Source organism: Haladaptatus sp. SPP-AMP-3 (assembly GCF_049568665.1).
GTDB lineage: Archaea > Halobacteriota > Halobacteria > Halobacteriales > Haladaptataceae > Haladaptatus > Haladaptatus paucihalophilus.
This window is the reverse complement of the sequence record NZ_CP145897.1, coordinates 2,597,270-2,613,509: the sequence shown is the minus strand read 5'-3', so window position 1 is coordinate 2,613,509 and position 16,240 is coordinate 2,597,270. Positions and strand designations below refer to the sequence as shown.

Below are 16,240 nucleotides of genomic sequence, written 5' to 3'. Positions count from 1 at the left end.
TCTGCGAATTTTCTTCGGCCTATCCCTCAGTAAGGCGCGGAGGAATATAAGAGTGTTCAGACCGGAGCGAAAGTGACCGGAATGCCGAGCTTTCCCGCGGTAACGTCTCGTTACTCGGGTCACGTCGGCCGATTTTCGGTGGCTCGGGAATCGACACCACCGATACGTTTACGATTCAGTAGGGAGTCATTTCTCGCATGCTTCCCCTCGCCATCGAACCCGTCGGAATCGTCGTAGCCGTTATCGCGGTCATCCTCCTCATCGCTGCCATCCGATTCGCCATCAGCATCCTCTTTCGCGTCGCCATCGTCGGCGTCCTCGTCGCCGCCGCGCTCTACGCGGCGGGCGTGCTGACGATATAAGACGCGAAGAAGTTCCCAATTAGCTCCCGGCCGCACGCCGTGAGAACGCTCTCGGGGTGGAACTGCACGCACTCGATGGGATGCTCGCGGTGGCGAATCCCCATCACGAGTTCCGTCCCGTTGTGGGTCGTCGTCGCGCTCACCTCGAACGGGTCGGGGACGCTCGTCGTCACGAGCGAGTGGTACCGTCCGGCCCGAAAGCCCTGTTCGATTCCCTCGAAAACCCCAGTTTCGTCGTGCTCGACCGGGAACGCCTTCCCGTGAACCGGTTCGGGTGCCCTCCCGATTTCGCCGCCGTACTCGTGAATCGCGGCTTCCAACCCGAGACAGACGCCGAGCGTCGGGATGTCGGGCGAGAGTTCGCGGAGCACGGACGCGGTGACGCCCACGTCGCGCTCGTTCGCCGGATGGCCCGGTCCCGGACTGATGACGATGGCGTCGGGGTCGAAGTCGCGGATGTCGTCCAGCGAGGCCGTGTTCTTGACGACGTTCGTCTCGAACGCCGCGCCGCTGGCCCGGAGCGCGTCCTCGGTGTACTCCACGAGGTTGTACGTGAACGAATCGTAGTTGTCCACGAACAGCACGCGAGTCATTTCGGCACCTCCGCGAGGTCCGTCTCCGGCGGTCGTTCGAGGGCCTCCAACGCGGCGAGCACGCCGCCCATCTTCTGTTCGGTCTCCTCGAACTCGGCGGTCGGGTCGCTGTCGGCGACGATACCCGCCCCCGCCTGCACCGTGATTTCGTCCGTCGGTCCGTGCGAGACGGTCGCCGTCCTGATGGCGATGGCGAAGTCGGCGTCGCCCGTCCACGAGACGTAGCCGACGCCGCCGCCGTAGACGCCGCGGGGGGTTCGTTCGAGGTCGTCGATTATCTCCATCGCCCTGATTTTGGGTGCGCCCGTCAGCGTCCCCGCGGGGAACGAGGCGCGCACCGCGTCGAAGGCGTCGCGGTTCTCGGCCAGCGCCCCCGTCACGGTGCTCTCGATGTGCTGGACGTGACTGTATTTGATGACGTTCATGAACTCCTCGACGCGGACGCTCCCCGACTCGGCGACGCGGCGCACGTCGTTTCGCGCCAAATCGACGAGCATGGCGTGTTCCGAGCGCTCCTTTTCGTCGGCGAGGAGTTCGCCCGCGAGGCGGCGGTCCTCCATCGGACTCCCGCCGCGGGGACAGGTTCCGGCGATGGGGTTCGAGACGATTTCGCCGTCCTGCACCGACACCAGCGTCTCGGGACTCGCGCCGACGATGCGCAGGTCGTCGTGGCCGAGGAGGTACATGTACGGCGAGGGGTTCACGTCCCGGAGCGCCGCGTACAGCGCCCGCGGGTCGATGTCCGCCTCGACGGTTCGCTTGCGCGAGATGACGCCTTGGTAGATGTCGCCCGCCGCGACGTGTTCGTTCGCCCGCTTCACGGCCTCCTCGTACTCCGCTTGCGGCCCGGCCGTCCCGTCCGTGGGGTCGTACTCGCCGAACGACGGCGGGTCCGCCGCTTCGAGGAGGTCGGCGACGCGCTCGCGCTCCGCGACCAACTCGTCGTAGTGGTCGTCGATGTCGTCGTCTGGCGACACGAGCGGCGTGAACACGAGCGAGAGTGTCTCCTCCACGTGGTCGAAGACGAGCGTCTTCGTGCTCAGGACGAACTGCGCGTCGGGCAGGTCGGTTTCGGGACGGTCGATGCCCTGCTCGTCCAGCCACAGGTCGTAGACGGCGTTGTAAGCGAGAAATCCGACCAGCCCGCCACAGAACCCTTCGCCGTCGGGGAACCCGCGACGCGGTGCGTCAGGGAGTGTCTCGCGGAGCGCGTCGAGGACGTCACGGTCGGTATGGAGGTCGCCGCCCGTCCGGTTCGGTCCCTCCCCCAACCGGTTCGACTTCCACTCGTCGTTCAACACTTCCACGCGGGTTTCGCCCGGGGCGACGGAAATCACCGCGGCGGGGTCGTAGCCGACGAAGGAGTAGCGCGCCCGGCTCGTCTGGGCGGACTTCGACCCGTCGTTCCGCTCGGCGTCGAACGCGCCGGAGGGGTCGCTGGAGGCAATTTTGTCCGCGCTTTCGAGGAGGAAATCGTACTGTTCGCCGCCGAGAACAGAATACGCCGCCAGCGGGTCGATGGACGCGTCGAGGTCGGTAGAAACGTAGACGACCGCGCCGTCGTGATTCCCGTCTCCGCCGTTCCTATCGTCGCCGTAGTTGCTAGCGTTGCCATCGTTCTCATCGTGGCCACTGGTCGCCAGCGTTTCGAACTCGTCCCGGTTCATCGTTGGAGAACCGCCCGCTGGCGCTGTTTCGCGTTCGTGATGAAGGACTCGACGGCGGCGGGATCCTTTCGCCCGCCGGTCGATTCGACGCCGCTCGCCACGTCCACGGCGAAGGGTTCGACCGCTCGAACCGCGTCCGCGACGTTCTCCGGCGTCAGTCCCCCGGCCAGCAGGACCGGCGAGGAGAGCGATTCGGTCAACTCCCGTGCGCGGTCCCAGTCATGCGTCTCGCCGGTGCCCCCGGTTTCCGCGGCGTCGAGCAACAACGCGTCGGCCACGCTGTCGTACCGCTCCGGTCGGTCGGTGGACGGGTCGATGGGACAGACCACGTTCGCGTCCACGTTCGCCGTGAGGTACGCGAGGTCGCCCACGCTCGTCCCGTGGACCTGTACGATGTCGGGTTCGACGAGTTCGGCGATTTCGACGGTTCGTTCCGTCGTCTCGGGCATCGTCACGAGCACCGTCGAGACGAACGGCGGGATTTCGCGGGCGAGTTCGGCGGCGCGGGCCGGAGCGATTTCGCGCGGCGAATCGACTGGCACGTCCACCAGCAGGCCGATGGCGTCGGCACCGGCATCGACGGCGGCGGCGAGGTCGTCCTCGTCCGTCAGGCCGCAGATTTTCACGCGCGTCATGCCGACAGCGCCCCCGTCATGGCCGACAGTTGCTCGCCAGCGCGTCCCGAGTCGATGGCGTTTCGGGCCTGTTCGACGCCATCCGCGAGCGAATCCGCCTGCCCGGAGACGTAAATCGCGGCCCCGGCGTTCGCCAGCACGATATCCCGTTTCGCCCCGCCGACGGTTCCCCCCACGATTCCTTCGAGGTCCAGCGCGTTCTCCGCGGGTGTGCCGCCCGAGACGGCCGATACGTCGTGTCGCTCGACGCCGAGGTCAGTCGGGGAGAGTGCGTACTCCTCGATGGTTCCGCCCTCGACTTCGGCGACCGTCGTCTCGCCGTGGACCGCGATTTCGTCCATGCCCGAGCCGTGGACGACGAGCGCGTGGGAAACGTCCATGTGAGAGAGCGCGCGGGCCAGAACGGGCACGAGGTCGGGGTCGTAGACACCGACGACCTGCGCGTCCGCCCCGGCGGGGTTCGTCAGCGGCCCGAGGACGTTGAACACCGTGCGCATGCCGAGTTCCTTGCGCGGCCCGATGACGGCCTTCATCGCGGGGTGGAACACGGGTGCGAGCATGAAGCCGATGCCCTGCTCCTCGATGGCGCGCTCGACCGCGGGCGGTTCGGAGTCAACGACGACGCCCGCCTCGTCGAGCACGTCAGCGCTCCCGGACGAGGAGGAGACAGAATAGTTGCCGTGTTTCGCCACCGGGACGCCCGCACCGCTGGCGACGATGGCCGAGGTGGTCGAGACGTTGATGCTGTCGTAGTCGTCGCCGCCGGTGCCGCAGGTGTCCACCAGCGGCGTTCGGTCGGGCGAAATCGTCCGCGCCGCCCCGCGCATTCCTTGTGCGAAGCCAGCGATTTCGGCCTCCGTCTCCCCCTTGGCCCGCAATCCAGTGAGGAGAGCGCCGATTTGAGCCTCCGTTGCCCCGTCGAAGACGGCCGTCGCCGCCTCCCGTGCTTGCGATATCGTGAGGTCCTGCCCGTCGGTGACGTGTTCGATGTAATCCTGCATAGTGGAACACCAATGAACGTGTTTGGGTTGTGATGAACACATACGTACATCAACTTAAAGCTGTCGTCGGGAGGGTCGTGAATAAAACCGAGGGACGGAGGCGCGTTTCGAAACATTCAATTACCCTTGCGGGTAACTGATGGATGCGTTCAAACGAAGCCGACTGGGTTTGTGGTCTAGTTGGTTATGACACCTCCTTGACATGGAGGAGGCCGGCAGTTCAAATCTGCCCAAACCCATACTTTTCCGCGCTACCAACCGACGAGCGAAGCGAGTCGCGGTAGCGCGGAAAATCTTCTTTGGCAGATTTGAACCAGACGAGACGAAAGCCCGCGGAGCGCAACAAAGTGGAGCGAGCAGGAACGTCTCGGCGAGGTTCAAATCTGCCCAAACCCTATTCAAACACCTACGGACCTACTCTTTCAGCGGTTGCTGTCGAAGCAACGAATCCGAGTCGGACCGTGATGCTTCGGGGTTAAATCCGTGTGTTTTCGCCACAGTATTGTACATATAACACATTATCTCAGCGAGAGCGTGGCGAGACAGGACGCGTACACCGACCGTGGTGACCGAGCGTTGGGACTCCGAACAATCGATAGCTCCGGGGTAAAAACGCGGTCGAACAGCGGTTTTTCTGCTGGTTAGAACAGGTTGAGCGGATTTAACATGTCCACGAACTCGAGAACGCTGTCCTGCGTGTACTTCGTGACATCGACGATGAGATACTCCGTTTCGACGATGAGTTCCTCGGTGTAGACGATGCGGTCCGCCATCTCGCCGATACGGTCCGCCATCTGCCCGATTTGGTCTTCGGTGTAGAGCACGCCGTCGAGGCTTTCGAGGTACAGCACTTCGCCGGTCTCGGAGAGAACCATCACGACGTCATCAATCTGGCAGCACTGGCTGTAGTTCTGGAACAGGTAGTACGTGCTGCCGTCCGGCAGGTCCGCGTAGATGAGCGATTCGCCGAGATACGTCTTCGCGTACGAAATCGTCGTGTCCGGCGCGAGTTCGATGTCGTAACCGCCCTGCGCGGACGCGGGAGTGGTGGCGACGGCGGCGGCTCCGCCAGCGAGTGCAACAGCACCGAGTTTCGAAAGGAACGTTCTGCGTTGCATGGTTGTTGGATGCCCAATGGACCATTTCGATATTGGGCTGTATTGTGGATATTACACAATAACACCGTTAAGCCTGTCGAAACTCGACGGTCGTCCGTGAGCGGAGAACAGAAATAGAGCGTTGACTGCTCCGCTCTCCACCCGACGACGCGGAATTCGGGTGACGAGGGTATTTCGGCAAAAAATTAACTCGACTCGCGGAACGTCCTACACCGGAATCCGGTGGCCGCACGGCCACACCCGCATGTATTCGGGGTCCGTGACCGTTATCATCGAGACCCGTTCGTCACAGCGCGGGCAGGTTTTCGGGAGCGGTCGCTGAGCGGTACTCTTTTCTTGCGCAGAATCATTTGTGAACATGCTTCGAGTCCGTCGAAGCAAGCAGGGTCGGAGCTTCCACCTCCGGCCGTTTGGCAAAACCCTGTTGCTTCGTCCGACGTATCACGTTCCGCCGAGTTAATTCTATTGGTCCTGAATGAATCGAAAATCGACAGGTGCGCGAACGAGCGGCGGGAATCTTGATACCGGCTAGCCTTCGGAATAGCCAAGGTACAGTTGCGGGACGATGACGGCCACGAGAATCACGGCGGCTCCACCGGCCCACGTGGGGACGTCGAACCAGTAGTCGTTAACCGCCCGGAGCGCCCCCAGCGTCACCGGCAGGGCGACGAGGATGGCGAACAGGATGACCTTGTTTTCGTGGGACACCATGTCAGCTTGCGACGGGCGCGTCCTCTCGAACGCCGCGCTTGTGGACCTCGTGCATCAGACCGCCGCCGATGGCTCCGAAGGCAATGGGGGAGAGGAGGTTCGGACGGATCTGGAACCCGTCGTCTTTTATCAGGTTCGACATGCCCGGATTTTTCCACACCTGTCGGTATCTACTTTGTGCAAATGATGTGAATGTCGAGACATAATATATTCGACAGTCGCGGCGACGCTCACGGGGAGTCTACCGCGCGGTAACGAGAGTTTCGAGAAATCGTCGGGAATCGGTAACGCGATTTCCGATTTCGATAGTCGGTCTTCCGTCGCCCGTCGAAGAGCGAAGAAGAAAGGAGAAACAGACCCCTTAGTCGTCCACGATTTCGGGTGCTTGCTCGCCGGTCGTCGGCGCGCGTCGTGCGTCGTAGGTGTGCGCTACGGCGACGATGGTGAACGCGACGACGACGAGAAGCGCGAGTCCGATGTCGCCGATTCCCGCGAGGGGCGGGATTTCGAGCCACGCCGCGGTAAGGAGTGCGAATCCGATGGCCGCGATACCGAGGTATCGCTTGCACCACGAGATGTCGTCCCGCGTGTTCGTTTCGAGGTACGGGTCGAGTTGCTCGGCCGCCGTGGAGAGTTCTACGATACCCCTGTTTTGGTTATAATCTACGATTCCTGCGTCGTCGAGTTTCGGGAGGTGGGATTGGTAGAGCGCGGTGTAAACTCGTTTTCGCTCGGCCGCCGAAATCGCGCCGACGGTGGTTTCGTTCTCCCACGCGGCGACCTGCTCCGCAAGGTCGCTCAACTGGACGGTTTCGTCCGCCTGCTTCAGGTAGTGCAGGGCGTACCGTCGTCGCTGATTTTTCAGTACGTCGAAGACCATATCGCGGGAGAGCGGCGTCGCGCGTTCGTCGTTCGAGCGATTCGAATCGAGGATATCCGAGACCTGTTTCGCAACCGTCGAGTCCGCTTCGCTTGTTTCGTTACCGGCGTCGCTGTCCCCGGTGCCGGAGGAATCACCGATTGTGCTCATTACTATGCCACCCCTTGCTCGTAACCCAGCATGGATTCGAACATTGCCGGGTTTGTTCTTTGTTATTCACCATTTACCAGCCGTAAACGACCGGTTACGAACGGCGAAAAATGAATTTCACCCCGCCGCCTTCATGCGGTAACGACCAGTTACGAGCGGTTTTTCGGCGACCTTTCAGCGGCGGTGCAGGTTCTCGTGAATTCCCAGCACGAGTGCGGGAACGACGACCATGAAGATGTGCTCTTCGAGGGGGATACCGACCAGTTCGATGCCCGTTCGAAGCGGAATGGCGAACACGCCGATAGTAAGGGTGTACCAATCCCAGACGTAGGCCAACGGATACAAAACGAGGATGGTTTTCCCGGCGCGCGTCAGGGCGTCCGCTCGAACGAGCAACCACAGCGCGAACGAACCGAACACCAGTTCGCTGACAATATACGTGTAGGGGCCGAACACCGCGCCGATGTCAGGGAGCACGGTCGGTCTACGACGTGCGGTGCAAAAAAATTCCGCCAAAATGCCTATTCCGCGACAAAGTTCAAGGCGACTGCCCTCGTCATTCTAAATGCCGATGGATATCTCTAACATTGCGACCACCGATTACTTCGAAATCGAAGCGGAAGAGCGACTGGGCAAAGCCCGCTCGATGTTCGAAGAGGAGAACCCGAAAGGAATCGTGGTCACCGAAGCGGGCACGTACAGCGGCGTCATAACCCAGAAACAACTCCTCCAATCCCATATCGAGGACCAGACGAAGGTGGCGACGCTGACGAAACCCGCGCCGAAGGTGAACCGTACCGACGACGTGCGCGATGTCGCCCGCGCGCTCGTCGAAGGCGGGACCAAGGTCGCACCCGTCTTCGAGGACGGGCAGCTGTGGGGTATCATCGACGAGGACATCATCCTCGAAGGCGTCCTCGAAAATCTGGATGCCCTCACCGTCCAGCAGATTTACACCGAGAATCCGGTCACGATTCCGGAGGATGCGACGCTCGGACGCGTCATCAATCTCATGCGCGAGCACAGCATCTCCCGGCTTCCGGTCGTGAACGAAAACGGCTACCTCACCGGGATGGTCACGACTCACGACATCGTGGATTTCGTCACTCGAAACATGGACAAGCCGACGACGGGCGAGCGGATGGGCGACAGCGACCGGATGCTCGACCTGCCGGTGTACGACGTGATGAACAGCCCCGTCGAAACCATCTCGCTCACCGACACCGTGGAGGACGCGGTGGAACGCATGTTCGAGAAGGACTACGCCGGACTGGCCGTCACGGCCGAGGACGACGACCGCGTGGTCGGCGGCGTCCTCACGAAGACCGACGTTCTTCGCGCCCTCACTTACACCGAGGAGGACCACATGGACGTTCAGATAACGAACATCGACCTCCTCGACACCATCTCTCGACAGGACATCCGTGAGGGCGTCGAGGATATCACGGACAAGTATCAGGACATGCAGGTCCGCCACGCGCACGTGCGATTCCACGAGCACAAGGAGAAACTCCGCGGAACGCCGCTCATCCAGTGTAAAATCCGCCTCCGCACCAACCGCGGACAGGTCGCCGGAACCGGCGAAGGCTACGGTTCCGAACAGGCGTTCAACGTCGCCCGCGACGTGTTGGAGCGCAACGTCCTCGAACTGAAGGGCGTCCAGAGCGACCGCGAGTACGAAGGCCAACTGCTCCGAAAACTCAACGAACTGTAACCGCACGACTCGCGTCGTTCGGTCCGCTGACCCGCTGGTCGTTCACCACGCTTTTCGATTCTTTGTCTTCCCGCTCCAGTGGCCTTTCTCGAAGTCGAAATCGTCGGTCAGACGCTTTCCTGTGCGCCTTCGAGTCCCGTATCCGTGATTCGGAACTGGGTGCGGCCGCCAGCGGGTTTCGACCGGTGTTTTTCGAGGGTCGCCCGGCGATTGCCGCCGCGGAAGCGGTCCACGCGGAGGACGACGCCCGTCCAGTGTTCGAGCGTGTGTCCTCCGAGCGGCCGCGTTCCGTCCGAATCCGGGTCGGTGTACACCTGATTCGTCAACAGGACCGCGATGTCGTGTTTGCGCGCGAGCGAGAGCAGGTGCGTCACTTGGCGGGCGACCCCGCGAAGCGCCTCGCCGCCCTCTCGGTCGTCGCCGCGCTCGAGGCGGTAGAATCCGGTCGCGCTGTCGAGGACCACGAGGTCCGCCCGTTCCGCGAACTCGGAGACGTCCTTGACCGCCTCCTGTTGTTCCGCGAAATCGAGGGCCTCCTTGATGACGATTCGGGAGGCAACTTCGTCCACGTCGTCCGCGCGCGCGGCGGCGATCTGTTCGAAGCGGTCCACGGACAGTCCCTCGGTGTCGATGTACACCACGGTACCGCCGTCCCGCGCGGTCTCGACCGCGGTCCCCAGTGCGACGTTCGTCTTCCCGGCGGCGGGCGGGCCGTACACCTGTGTCACGGTTCCGCGCTCCAAGCCGCCCCCGAGCAAGTCGTCCACCGGCGGGCACCCTGTCGTCAGTTTCTCGGCGTCGGTCACATGCCGGGCTTGGCGCTTCTCACGCAAAAGGTTCCGGTTTTCGCGGAGACCGAGGCGACTTTATTCCACCCGGGCGAAGGGAGCGTAGTGACAATCGTCGTTGCGACCGAGGACTTCGAAGTGTACCACGACGTGGTGGGCGAACTCCGCGACAGGGGCGTTCGGTTCACGACGGTCGAACCGGACGGCGAACTCCCCGACGGCGCTCGAATCGTCATTCGCGGTGCGGACGACGAGGTGACCACCGAACTGCCGACGGTCGTGGCGGACCCGAACCGGCCCCGAAAAGCGGTCGAGGAAGCGTTGGGGCTACTCCGCGGCGAGAACGGCCGCACCGTCATCGGCATCGACCCCGGAACGCGCCCCGGTATCGCCGTGCTCTCGGGCGACATAGTGGTCGCGTCGTTCCACGTCCCCATCTCGGACGCCGCGGACGTGGTTCGAGAGGAGGCGAAGGACGCCATCGACCCCGTGGTTCGAATCGGCGACGGCGCGCGACTTCAGGGGTCGCAGCTCATCCGCGAACTCGAAGACGTGCGGATCGAACTCGTGGACGAAACCGGGACGACGCCGTACCTCGGCACCGGCGCGCGCGGCATGGGCGACGTGCTCGCGGCGGTCAACATAGCCCGGTTGGAGGGCAAAATCGTGGAGGAGCGCGAAATCGAACCGACGGCGGGCGAACTCGGCGTCATCAAACGCCGCTCGCGCGAACGGTCAGCCGACAACCGCGAAATCGACGAGGAACTCGCCCGGCGGGTCGCCGCCGGGGAGTTGACCATCGAGGAGGCGCTGACGGAACACCGCAAGGAATAGCGCTAACGGTCACAACTCGACCAGAACCGTGTACCGATGCGACTCGTCCTTCGGACACTGGAGGTGTTCTTCCTTCACGATGGTGCCCGAGAGCAGCTGCTTGCCGATTTTCTGGAATCTATCGACCTCGACGTGCCCCTTCTCGCGGGCGATGACCTCGCTTTCGGGGTCGGTTTCGAACTCGTCCATGCCGTCACATCCCTCGTACGGACACTGGACGCGCACACGAGCCATACTTCGAACGAGGACCTATCGCCGGTTATAGGTTTTCGTGAATCGTCCCTTCCGCCCGCCGCATGACCTCACGAACCGTGAGTCCGGTCTCCGTCGCCACGGCCAGCGCGTCGTCGAACTCCGCGCTCACGTCGTAGACCGTCCCGGACTCGTCGCGGGCGATTTTGACCGACACGTCGAACTCCCCTCCTTCTAACTCCCCTCCTTCTAACTCCTCTCCTTCTAACTCCTCTCCTTCTATTTCCAGCGTCGCCGTCTCGAACTCCCGGTGGGCAATCCAGCGGTGGCGGACACCCGCCTCGCGGACGCCGAGCGTCCCGGTCTCCTCGGCGAGTTTCCGGGCGACGCGTTCCGCATTTTCGGGTTTGACGACGACCTTCACGACGTGCCCCGGTCGAGCCTTCTTCATCGTCGCGGGGAGAATCGAGACGTCGCGTGCGCCCGCCTCCGAGAGGGAGTCTTGAAGCCCGCCCAATACCTCCGACGACGCGTCGTCTAAATTGGTTTCGAGGACGGTGATGTCGTCGCGCACGAGTCCGCCACTCGATTTCCCGGCGAGGACGCGCAACACGTTCGGATGGTCGGGGAAGTCGTAACCCCCCGCGCCGTATCCCGAGCCGTCGACGTTCAGCGTCGGGAGGGTTTCGACGCCATCGGCGAAGTGGGAGAGAATCGCGGCACCGGTCGGCGTGAGCAGTTCCGCTTCGACGGGGCCGCCGGACAGCGACCAGTCCGCACCCGCCGCGATTTCCACGACCGCCGGTGCGGGAATCGGGAACGTTCCGTGGCTCATACCGACTTCGCCGCCGCCGGTCGCCAGGGGCGTCGTCACGATTCGGTCAGCATCGAGGTCGGCGAACAGCAGGGACGCGCCGACGATATCCGCGATTGCGTCGTCGGTCCCGACCTCGTGAAAGTGGGTCGAGTCGAGGTCGGTGTCGTGGACGCTCGCCTCCGCCTCGCCGAGAGTTCGAAAGACGGCTTTCGCGTCGCGTTCGATACGGGCGTCGAGGCCCATGGATTCGAGTACGTCGATGACCTCGCGGTAGGGTCGGACCTGGCCAGCGCCCTCCGCGTGCTGGTGAGTGTGATGGTCGTGCTGGTGTTCGTGGTGATGGGTGTGGCCGTGCGTGTGGTCACCGTGGCCATGATGACCGTCGTCGTCATCGTGGTCGTGTTCGTGGTGATGGTCGTCCCTGTGGTGATGCCCCTCCTCGTCACCGTGGTGATGGTCGTGACCGTCGTCGTGTGCGTTGTCGTTCCCGTCCTCCGATTCGTCGCCGCCTGCTTCCCCATCGTCGGTCAGAAGGACGTCGACGCTCGTCGCGGAAATCCCGTTTTTGACGACCGTGTGGACCTCGTACTCCACGTCGAGGGCGTCTTCGACCGGTTCCAGCGCGTCTCGATTCGCTCCCGCGTCGAGCAGCGCCCCGAGAATCATATCGCCGCTGGCCCCCATTCGGCCGTCGAACGCAAGCGTTCTCATACGTCGTTCCTGTTCCGAGGCGCGAAAACCCCTGCGGTCGTGTCGCCACCACTATCCCTTTGTACTGCCCCCACGTATTGTCGGTCATCGCACGCGGGCACCGTCCATCGCTATCGGCGACATGGCCAAACCTCCCGGTAGCACAGGACTTATGCCCCGCGAACTATCATCCACAACTATCCCCCGTGACTGAACAATCATGAACGAAGTGCAACTGGAGGTGGCGAAGGCGTATCCGAACGATTCGGGACGCGGCATCGCCCGTCTCGACCCGGACACGCTCTTGCATCTGAAGCTGAGCCCCGGAGATATCATCGAGATAGAAGGAGGAGATACGACCGCGGCAAAGGTCTGGCGTGCCGACCGGCAGGACTGGAACACCGATACGGTACGTATCGACGGGTTCACTCGCCAGAACGCCGATGTCGGTATCGGCGAACGTGTCGAAATCCGAAAAGCGGAGGCCGACAAGGCCGACAAACTGGTCCTCGCACCGCCGGAGGAGGCGAGCGTCCAGTTCGGCAGCGACGCCGCTGGAATGGTAAAGCGACAGATTCTGAAGCGACCGGTCGTCGAGCGCGACATCGTGCCCGTCATGTCGAGCACGAACCACCCGTTCATGCGGTCGCCGGGACAGGCAATCCCGCTCATCGCGGTCGAAACCGACCCGCAGGGCGTCTGTCTCATCACCGAGGACACGGAAGTCGAGTTGCGCGAGGAGCCGATTTCCGGCTTCGAGAAGACCGGCGGCGGCATCACCTACGAGGACATCGGCGGCCTCCAGAACGAAATCCAGCGCGTGCGGGAGATGGTCGAGCTCCCGATGAAGCACCCGCAGATATTCCAGAAGCTCGGCATCGAGCCGCCACAGGGTGTTCTCTTGCACGGCCCGCCGGGGACCGGGAAGACGCTGTTGGCGAAAGCGGTTGCCAACGAAACCAGCGCGAGTTTCTTCTCCATCGCCGGTCCGGAGATTATATCGAAATACTACGGCGAGTCCGAACAACAGCTCCGTGAAATCTTCGAGGACGCCGCCGAGGAATCTCCCTCCATCATCTTCATCGACGAACTCGACTCCATCGCGCCGAAACGCGAGGACGTGACCGGCGAAGTCGAACGCCGCGTCGTCGCACAACTGCTCACGATGATGGACGGCCTCGAAGCCCGCGGACAGGTCATCGTCATCGCCGCGACGAACCGCGTCGATTCGGTTGACCCGGCGCTCCGCCGTCCCGGCCGTTTCGACCGCGAAATCGAAATCGGCGTGCCGGACGAGGAAGGCCGCACGGAAATCCTCCAGATTCACACCCGCGGAATGCCGCTCTCGGACGACGTGAACCTCCCCGGCCTGTCGAACGACACGCACGGGTTCGTCGGTGCCGACATCGAGAGCCTGACGAAGGAGGCGGCGATGAAGGCGCTCCGGCGCTACCTGCCGGAAATCGACCTCGACGAGGAGTCCATCCCGCCGTCGCTCATCGACCGGATGATCGTCAAGCGCGAGGACTTCCGCGGCGCGCTGAACGAGGTCGAACCCTCGGCGATGCGCGAGGTGCTGGTCGAACTCCCGAAGGTGTCGTGGGACGATGTGGGCGGCCTCGAAGACCCCAAGAGTCAGGTCAAAGAGAGCGTCGAATGGCCGCTCTCATCGCCCGAGAAGTTCGAACGCATGGGCATCGAACCCCCGTCCGGCGTCCTGCTCTACGGGCCGCCCGGAACCGGGAAGACGCTCATGGCGAAGGCGGTCGCCAACGAGACGAACGCCAACTTCATCAGCGTGCGCGGTCCGCAACTGCTGTCGAAGTGGGTCGGCGAGTCGGAGAAGGCCATCCGGCAGACGTTCCGCAAGGCGCGGCAGGTCAGCCCGACGGTCATCTTCTTCGACGAACTCGACAGCCTCGCCCCCGGACGGGGACAGGAAGTCGGGAGCAACGTCTCCGAGCGCGTCGTCAACCAACTCCTCACCGAACTCGACGGGTTGGAGGACAAGGGCGACGTGATGGTCATCGGCGCGACCAACCGCCCGGACATGATCGACCCGGCGCTCATCCGCTCCGGTCGCTTCGACCGCCTCGTCATGATCGGCCAACCCGACGAGGAGGGCCGCGAGCAGATCCTCAAAATCCACACCGAGGACAGCCCGCTCGCGCCCGACGTGAGCCTCCGCGAACTCGCGGAGATGACCGACGGCTACGTCGGCAGCGACTTGGAATCCATCGCCCGCGAGGCCGCAATCGAGGCCCTGCGCGAGGACGACGACGCCGAAGAGGTCGAGATGCGTCACTTCCGCGCCGCGATGGAGAGCGTCCGCGCCACCGTCACGGAGGACCTCCTCGAGTACTACGCCGACATGGAACAGGAGTTCAAGGGCGGCTCGTCCGGTCCGCAGCGCCAGACCGGCGGCCGCATCGGTTTCCAATAGAACCTTTTACGACGGTCGCGGTCAGAGACGACGACTTCCGTCGTCGTCTCTGACGGCTCCCTGTAAAAGGTTCATCAAAAGCACTCCTCCTTCGCTTCGCTACGCTCCGCTCAGTCGTCGGCCCGCTCACTCGGCTCACGGCTACGCCGTTCGCCTCGTTCGCGGTGAGAATGCTAGCGAGCGGCGGCTGTGTCCTACCGAGTCCCAAAATTTGGACTCAGTATTCGTTCACTCATTACAGGAATCCGTCTCGTTCGACGGCATGTCTAATACTCCACCTTGACGAATACGGATGGTCACGGAAAAACAGTCCCCCCGCCGATTCTTCGCCGGAAACCGATGTTCGTACCAGTCGGACTGGTCATCGACTCGCGCCGCGACGGTGTATTTACCCGCCGTGGACATCCATTCCTCCTGTATCACCGGTGCCGAATTTTCGCGGGTTCCGAACTTCGAACCCTCGTCAAGAGCGTAGTCTGCGGTATGAACTCGCTCACCGTCCCGAGAAATTCGAACGTGAAGGGTGTGCGAGGGTTCATCGAGGTTGAGCAGTATCAGTTCCGCGAGACGCGTCGTTTCGGGTCGAGCGAGCGCCGAACAACCGCTCAATCCACCGACCACACCACCTGCGGAGGGCACACTAACCTGTCGGAGAAGGGACCGTCGGGACGGGGATTTCATGCACTGATTCCGTAGTAATCAAACAAATATTTTGTCTATAGTGGTTCCCAGAACGGAAGAGCAAACGAGTCAACCACCGAAAATCGGCCAGCGACAAAACCGCGGAGGCCAGCGCCCTCTCCGGAAAATCTCCGATTTTCCGGGCCGAGGAACCCTCGGAGGCGCGTCTTCGACGTGCCGGAGGGGGTGACGCTGTGCTTTTGGTGCAGATTTTTCCAGGGAGACGGACGAAGCCAGCGCGATTCGCGCTGGCTTCGTTTCTCGACCGCAGAGAAAGGTGCTAGTATATTAGCTCGTCGTCGTTCTCGACCATGTAGAACGTGCGGGCGGCGATGTTGACCGCGTGGTCGCCGATGCGTTCGAGGTCGCGGATGGTGAGGAGGAGGCGGGAGACGTCCTGCAGCAGTCGCTCGATTTCCGCTTCCGTGTTCTCTTCGAGTTCGGTTTCGATGAGGTCGCGGACGACGAGGGCGCTGGCGCGCTCACAGAGGTCGTCCAAGTCCTCGTCGCGGTCGGCGACGGCGTAGCAGTCCTCCGGGTTCTCCTCGGCGTAGGCGTCCATCGTGACTTCGAGCATGTCGAGCGTGAGGGTGCCCAGTTCCTGAATGTCGACCTCGGGGAACACGTCGTGATCCGCTTCGAGCGTGTACTCGCCGAGGTTGACGGCGAGGTCGGCGATGCGTTCGAGGTCGGTGATGATCTTGAACGACGCCGCGATCATTCGGAGGTCGGTGGCGACCGGTTGCTGAAGCGCGAACAGGTCGATACAGTCCTTTTCGAGCGAGAGGTAGAGTTCGTTCACCTCGTCGTCGCCCTCGATGACTTCGTGAGCGAGTTCGGGGTCTTTCTGCTCCAGCGCGTTGAGACCGAGACGGAGTCGTTCCATCACGACCTCGCTCATGTAGAGGACGTTCTCTCGAAGGTCTTCGAGTTGTGTCTGATAGTCTTCTCGTGGCATAGATTG

18 protein-coding genes and 1 tRNA gene are annotated in these 16,240 nt (G+C 62.8%); 5 read left to right on the top strand and 14 right to left on the bottom strand.

From position 1 onward, the window contains the following. Positions 1-197 precede the first annotated feature (197 nt). Positions 198-362, top strand: a complete 165-nt coding sequence (locus V5735_RS14300) for a hypothetical protein (protein ID WP_264781114.1) — start codon at positions 198-200, stop codon at positions 360-362. Here the strand turns inward: V5735_RS14300 and trpG are convergent. From trpG to trpD, 4 genes are read right to left on the bottom strand one after another with little or no spacing between them, the layout of a single operon-like run. Further along, a complete protein-coding gene (gene trpG, locus V5735_RS14295; RefSeq protein WP_423744125.1) occupies positions 335-955 on the bottom strand; it encodes an anthranilate synthase component II in 621 nt (206 codons plus the stop codon). The two genes, V5735_RS14300 and trpG, sit on opposite strands and share 28 nt — an antisense overlap. Then, positions 952-2,622, bottom strand: a complete 1,671-nt coding sequence (trpE, locus tag V5735_RS14290; protein ID WP_423744124.1) for an anthranilate synthase component I — start codon at positions 2,620-2,622, stop codon at positions 952-954. Before trpE ends, trpG begins: the two co-directional genes overlap by 4 nt. Continuing rightward, positions 2,619-3,257, bottom strand: a complete 639-nt coding sequence (locus tag V5735_RS14285) for a phosphoribosylanthranilate isomerase (protein WP_423744123.1) — start codon at positions 3,255-3,257, stop codon at positions 2,619-2,621. The genes trpE and V5735_RS14285 overlap by 4 nt, the downstream gene beginning before the upstream one ends. Then, the gene (trpD, locus tag V5735_RS14280; RefSeq protein WP_423744122.1) at positions 3,254-4,258 is read right to left on the bottom strand and encodes an anthranilate phosphoribosyltransferase; all 1,005 of its coding nucleotides are present in this window, start codon (positions 4,256-4,258) and stop codon (positions 3,254-3,256) included. The genes V5735_RS14285 and trpD overlap by 4 nt, the downstream gene beginning before the upstream one ends. A gap of 165 nt (positions 4,259-4,423) precedes the next feature. Between trpD and V5735_RS14275 the strand changes: the two genes are divergently transcribed. Continuing rightward, positions 4,424-4,497 (top strand) — tRNA-Val (locus tag V5735_RS14275). Between the two features lie 402 nt (positions 4,498-4,899). Here the strand turns inward: V5735_RS14275 and V5735_RS14270 are convergent. The 5 genes from V5735_RS14270 to V5735_RS14250 all read right to left on the bottom strand — a co-directional run bounded on the left by V5735_RS14270 (position 4,900) and on the right by V5735_RS14250 (position 7,594). After that, positions 4,900-5,376: a hypothetical protein gene (locus V5735_RS14270; protein ID WP_423744121.1), complete on the bottom strand. Its 477-nt coding sequence runs from the start codon at positions 5,374-5,376 to the stop codon at positions 4,900-4,902. A gap of 528 nt (positions 5,377-5,904) precedes the next feature. After that, the gene (locus tag V5735_RS14265) at positions 5,905-6,087 is read right to left on the bottom strand and encodes a hypothetical protein (protein WP_423744120.1); all 183 of its coding nucleotides are present in this window, start codon (positions 6,085-6,087) and stop codon (positions 5,905-5,907) included. A 1-nt stretch (position 6,088) separates the two neighbouring features. Beyond that, entirely contained in the window at positions 6,089-6,229 is a 141-nt protein-coding gene (locus tag V5735_RS14260; RefSeq protein ID WP_423744119.1) for a hypothetical protein, read from the bottom strand. Between the two features lie 219 nt (positions 6,230-6,448). Continuing rightward, complete coding sequence (locus V5735_RS14255; protein ID WP_423744118.1) at positions 6,449-7,117, bottom strand: DUF7344 domain-containing protein; 669 nt, start codon at positions 7,115-7,117, stop codon at positions 6,449-6,451. Between the two features lie 174 nt (positions 7,118-7,291). Beyond that, positions 7,292-7,594: a lycopene cyclase domain-containing protein gene (locus V5735_RS14250; protein WP_007983697.1), complete on the bottom strand. Its 303-nt coding sequence runs from the start codon at positions 7,592-7,594 to the stop codon at positions 7,292-7,294. Positions 7,595-7,688: 94 nt separating this feature from the next. Here V5735_RS14250 and V5735_RS14245 point away from each other — a divergent pair, with 94 nt between their 5' ends. Continuing rightward, entirely contained in the window at positions 7,689-8,831 is a 1,143-nt protein-coding gene (locus V5735_RS14245) for a CBS domain-containing protein (protein WP_423744117.1), read from the top strand. Positions 8,832-8,938: 107 nt separating this feature from the next. Here V5735_RS14245 and radB read toward each other — a convergent pair whose 3' ends face one another. Further along, positions 8,939-9,637, bottom strand: a complete 699-nt coding sequence (gene radB, locus V5735_RS14240) for a DNA repair and recombination protein RadB (RefSeq protein ID WP_423744116.1) — start codon at positions 9,635-9,637, stop codon at positions 8,939-8,941. Between the two features lie 87 nt (positions 9,638-9,724). Between radB and V5735_RS14235 the strand changes: the two genes are divergently transcribed. Beyond that, complete coding sequence (locus V5735_RS14235) at positions 9,725-10,453, top strand: hypothetical protein (protein ID WP_423744115.1); 729 nt, start codon at positions 9,725-9,727, stop codon at positions 10,451-10,453. A gap of 9 nt (positions 10,454-10,462) precedes the next feature. Here the strand turns inward: V5735_RS14235 and V5735_RS14230 are convergent, their stop codons facing one another. Both V5735_RS14230 and larC read right to left on the bottom strand, forming a co-directional pair. After that, positions 10,463-10,687, bottom strand: a complete 225-nt coding sequence (locus V5735_RS14230; RefSeq protein ID WP_423744114.1) for a hypothetical protein — start codon at positions 10,685-10,687, stop codon at positions 10,463-10,465. Between the two features lie 25 nt (positions 10,688-10,712). Beyond that, the gene (gene larC / locus V5735_RS14225; RefSeq protein WP_423744113.1) at positions 10,713-12,173 is read right to left on the bottom strand and encodes a nickel pincer cofactor biosynthesis protein LarC; all 1,461 of its coding nucleotides are present in this window, start codon (positions 12,171-12,173) and stop codon (positions 10,713-10,715) included. A 199-nt stretch (positions 12,174-12,372) separates the two neighbouring features. Between larC and V5735_RS14220 the strand changes: the two genes are divergently transcribed. Further along, the gene (locus tag V5735_RS14220; protein ID WP_423744112.1) at positions 12,373-14,595 is read left to right on the top strand and encodes a CDC48 family AAA ATPase; all 2,223 of its coding nucleotides are present in this window, start codon (positions 12,373-12,375) and stop codon (positions 14,593-14,595) included. Between the two features lie 228 nt (positions 14,596-14,823). Here V5735_RS14220 and V5735_RS14215 read toward each other — a convergent pair whose 3' ends face one another. Further along, entirely contained in the window at positions 14,824-15,234 is a 411-nt protein-coding gene (locus tag V5735_RS14215) for a hypothetical protein (RefSeq protein ID WP_423744111.1), read from the bottom strand. Between the two features lie 322 nt (positions 15,235-15,556). Then, positions 15,557-16,234, bottom strand: a complete 678-nt coding sequence (gene phoU / locus V5735_RS14210; protein WP_423744110.1) for a phosphate signaling complex protein PhoU — start codon at positions 16,232-16,234, stop codon at positions 15,557-15,559. Positions 16,235-16,240: the final 6 nt, after the last annotated feature.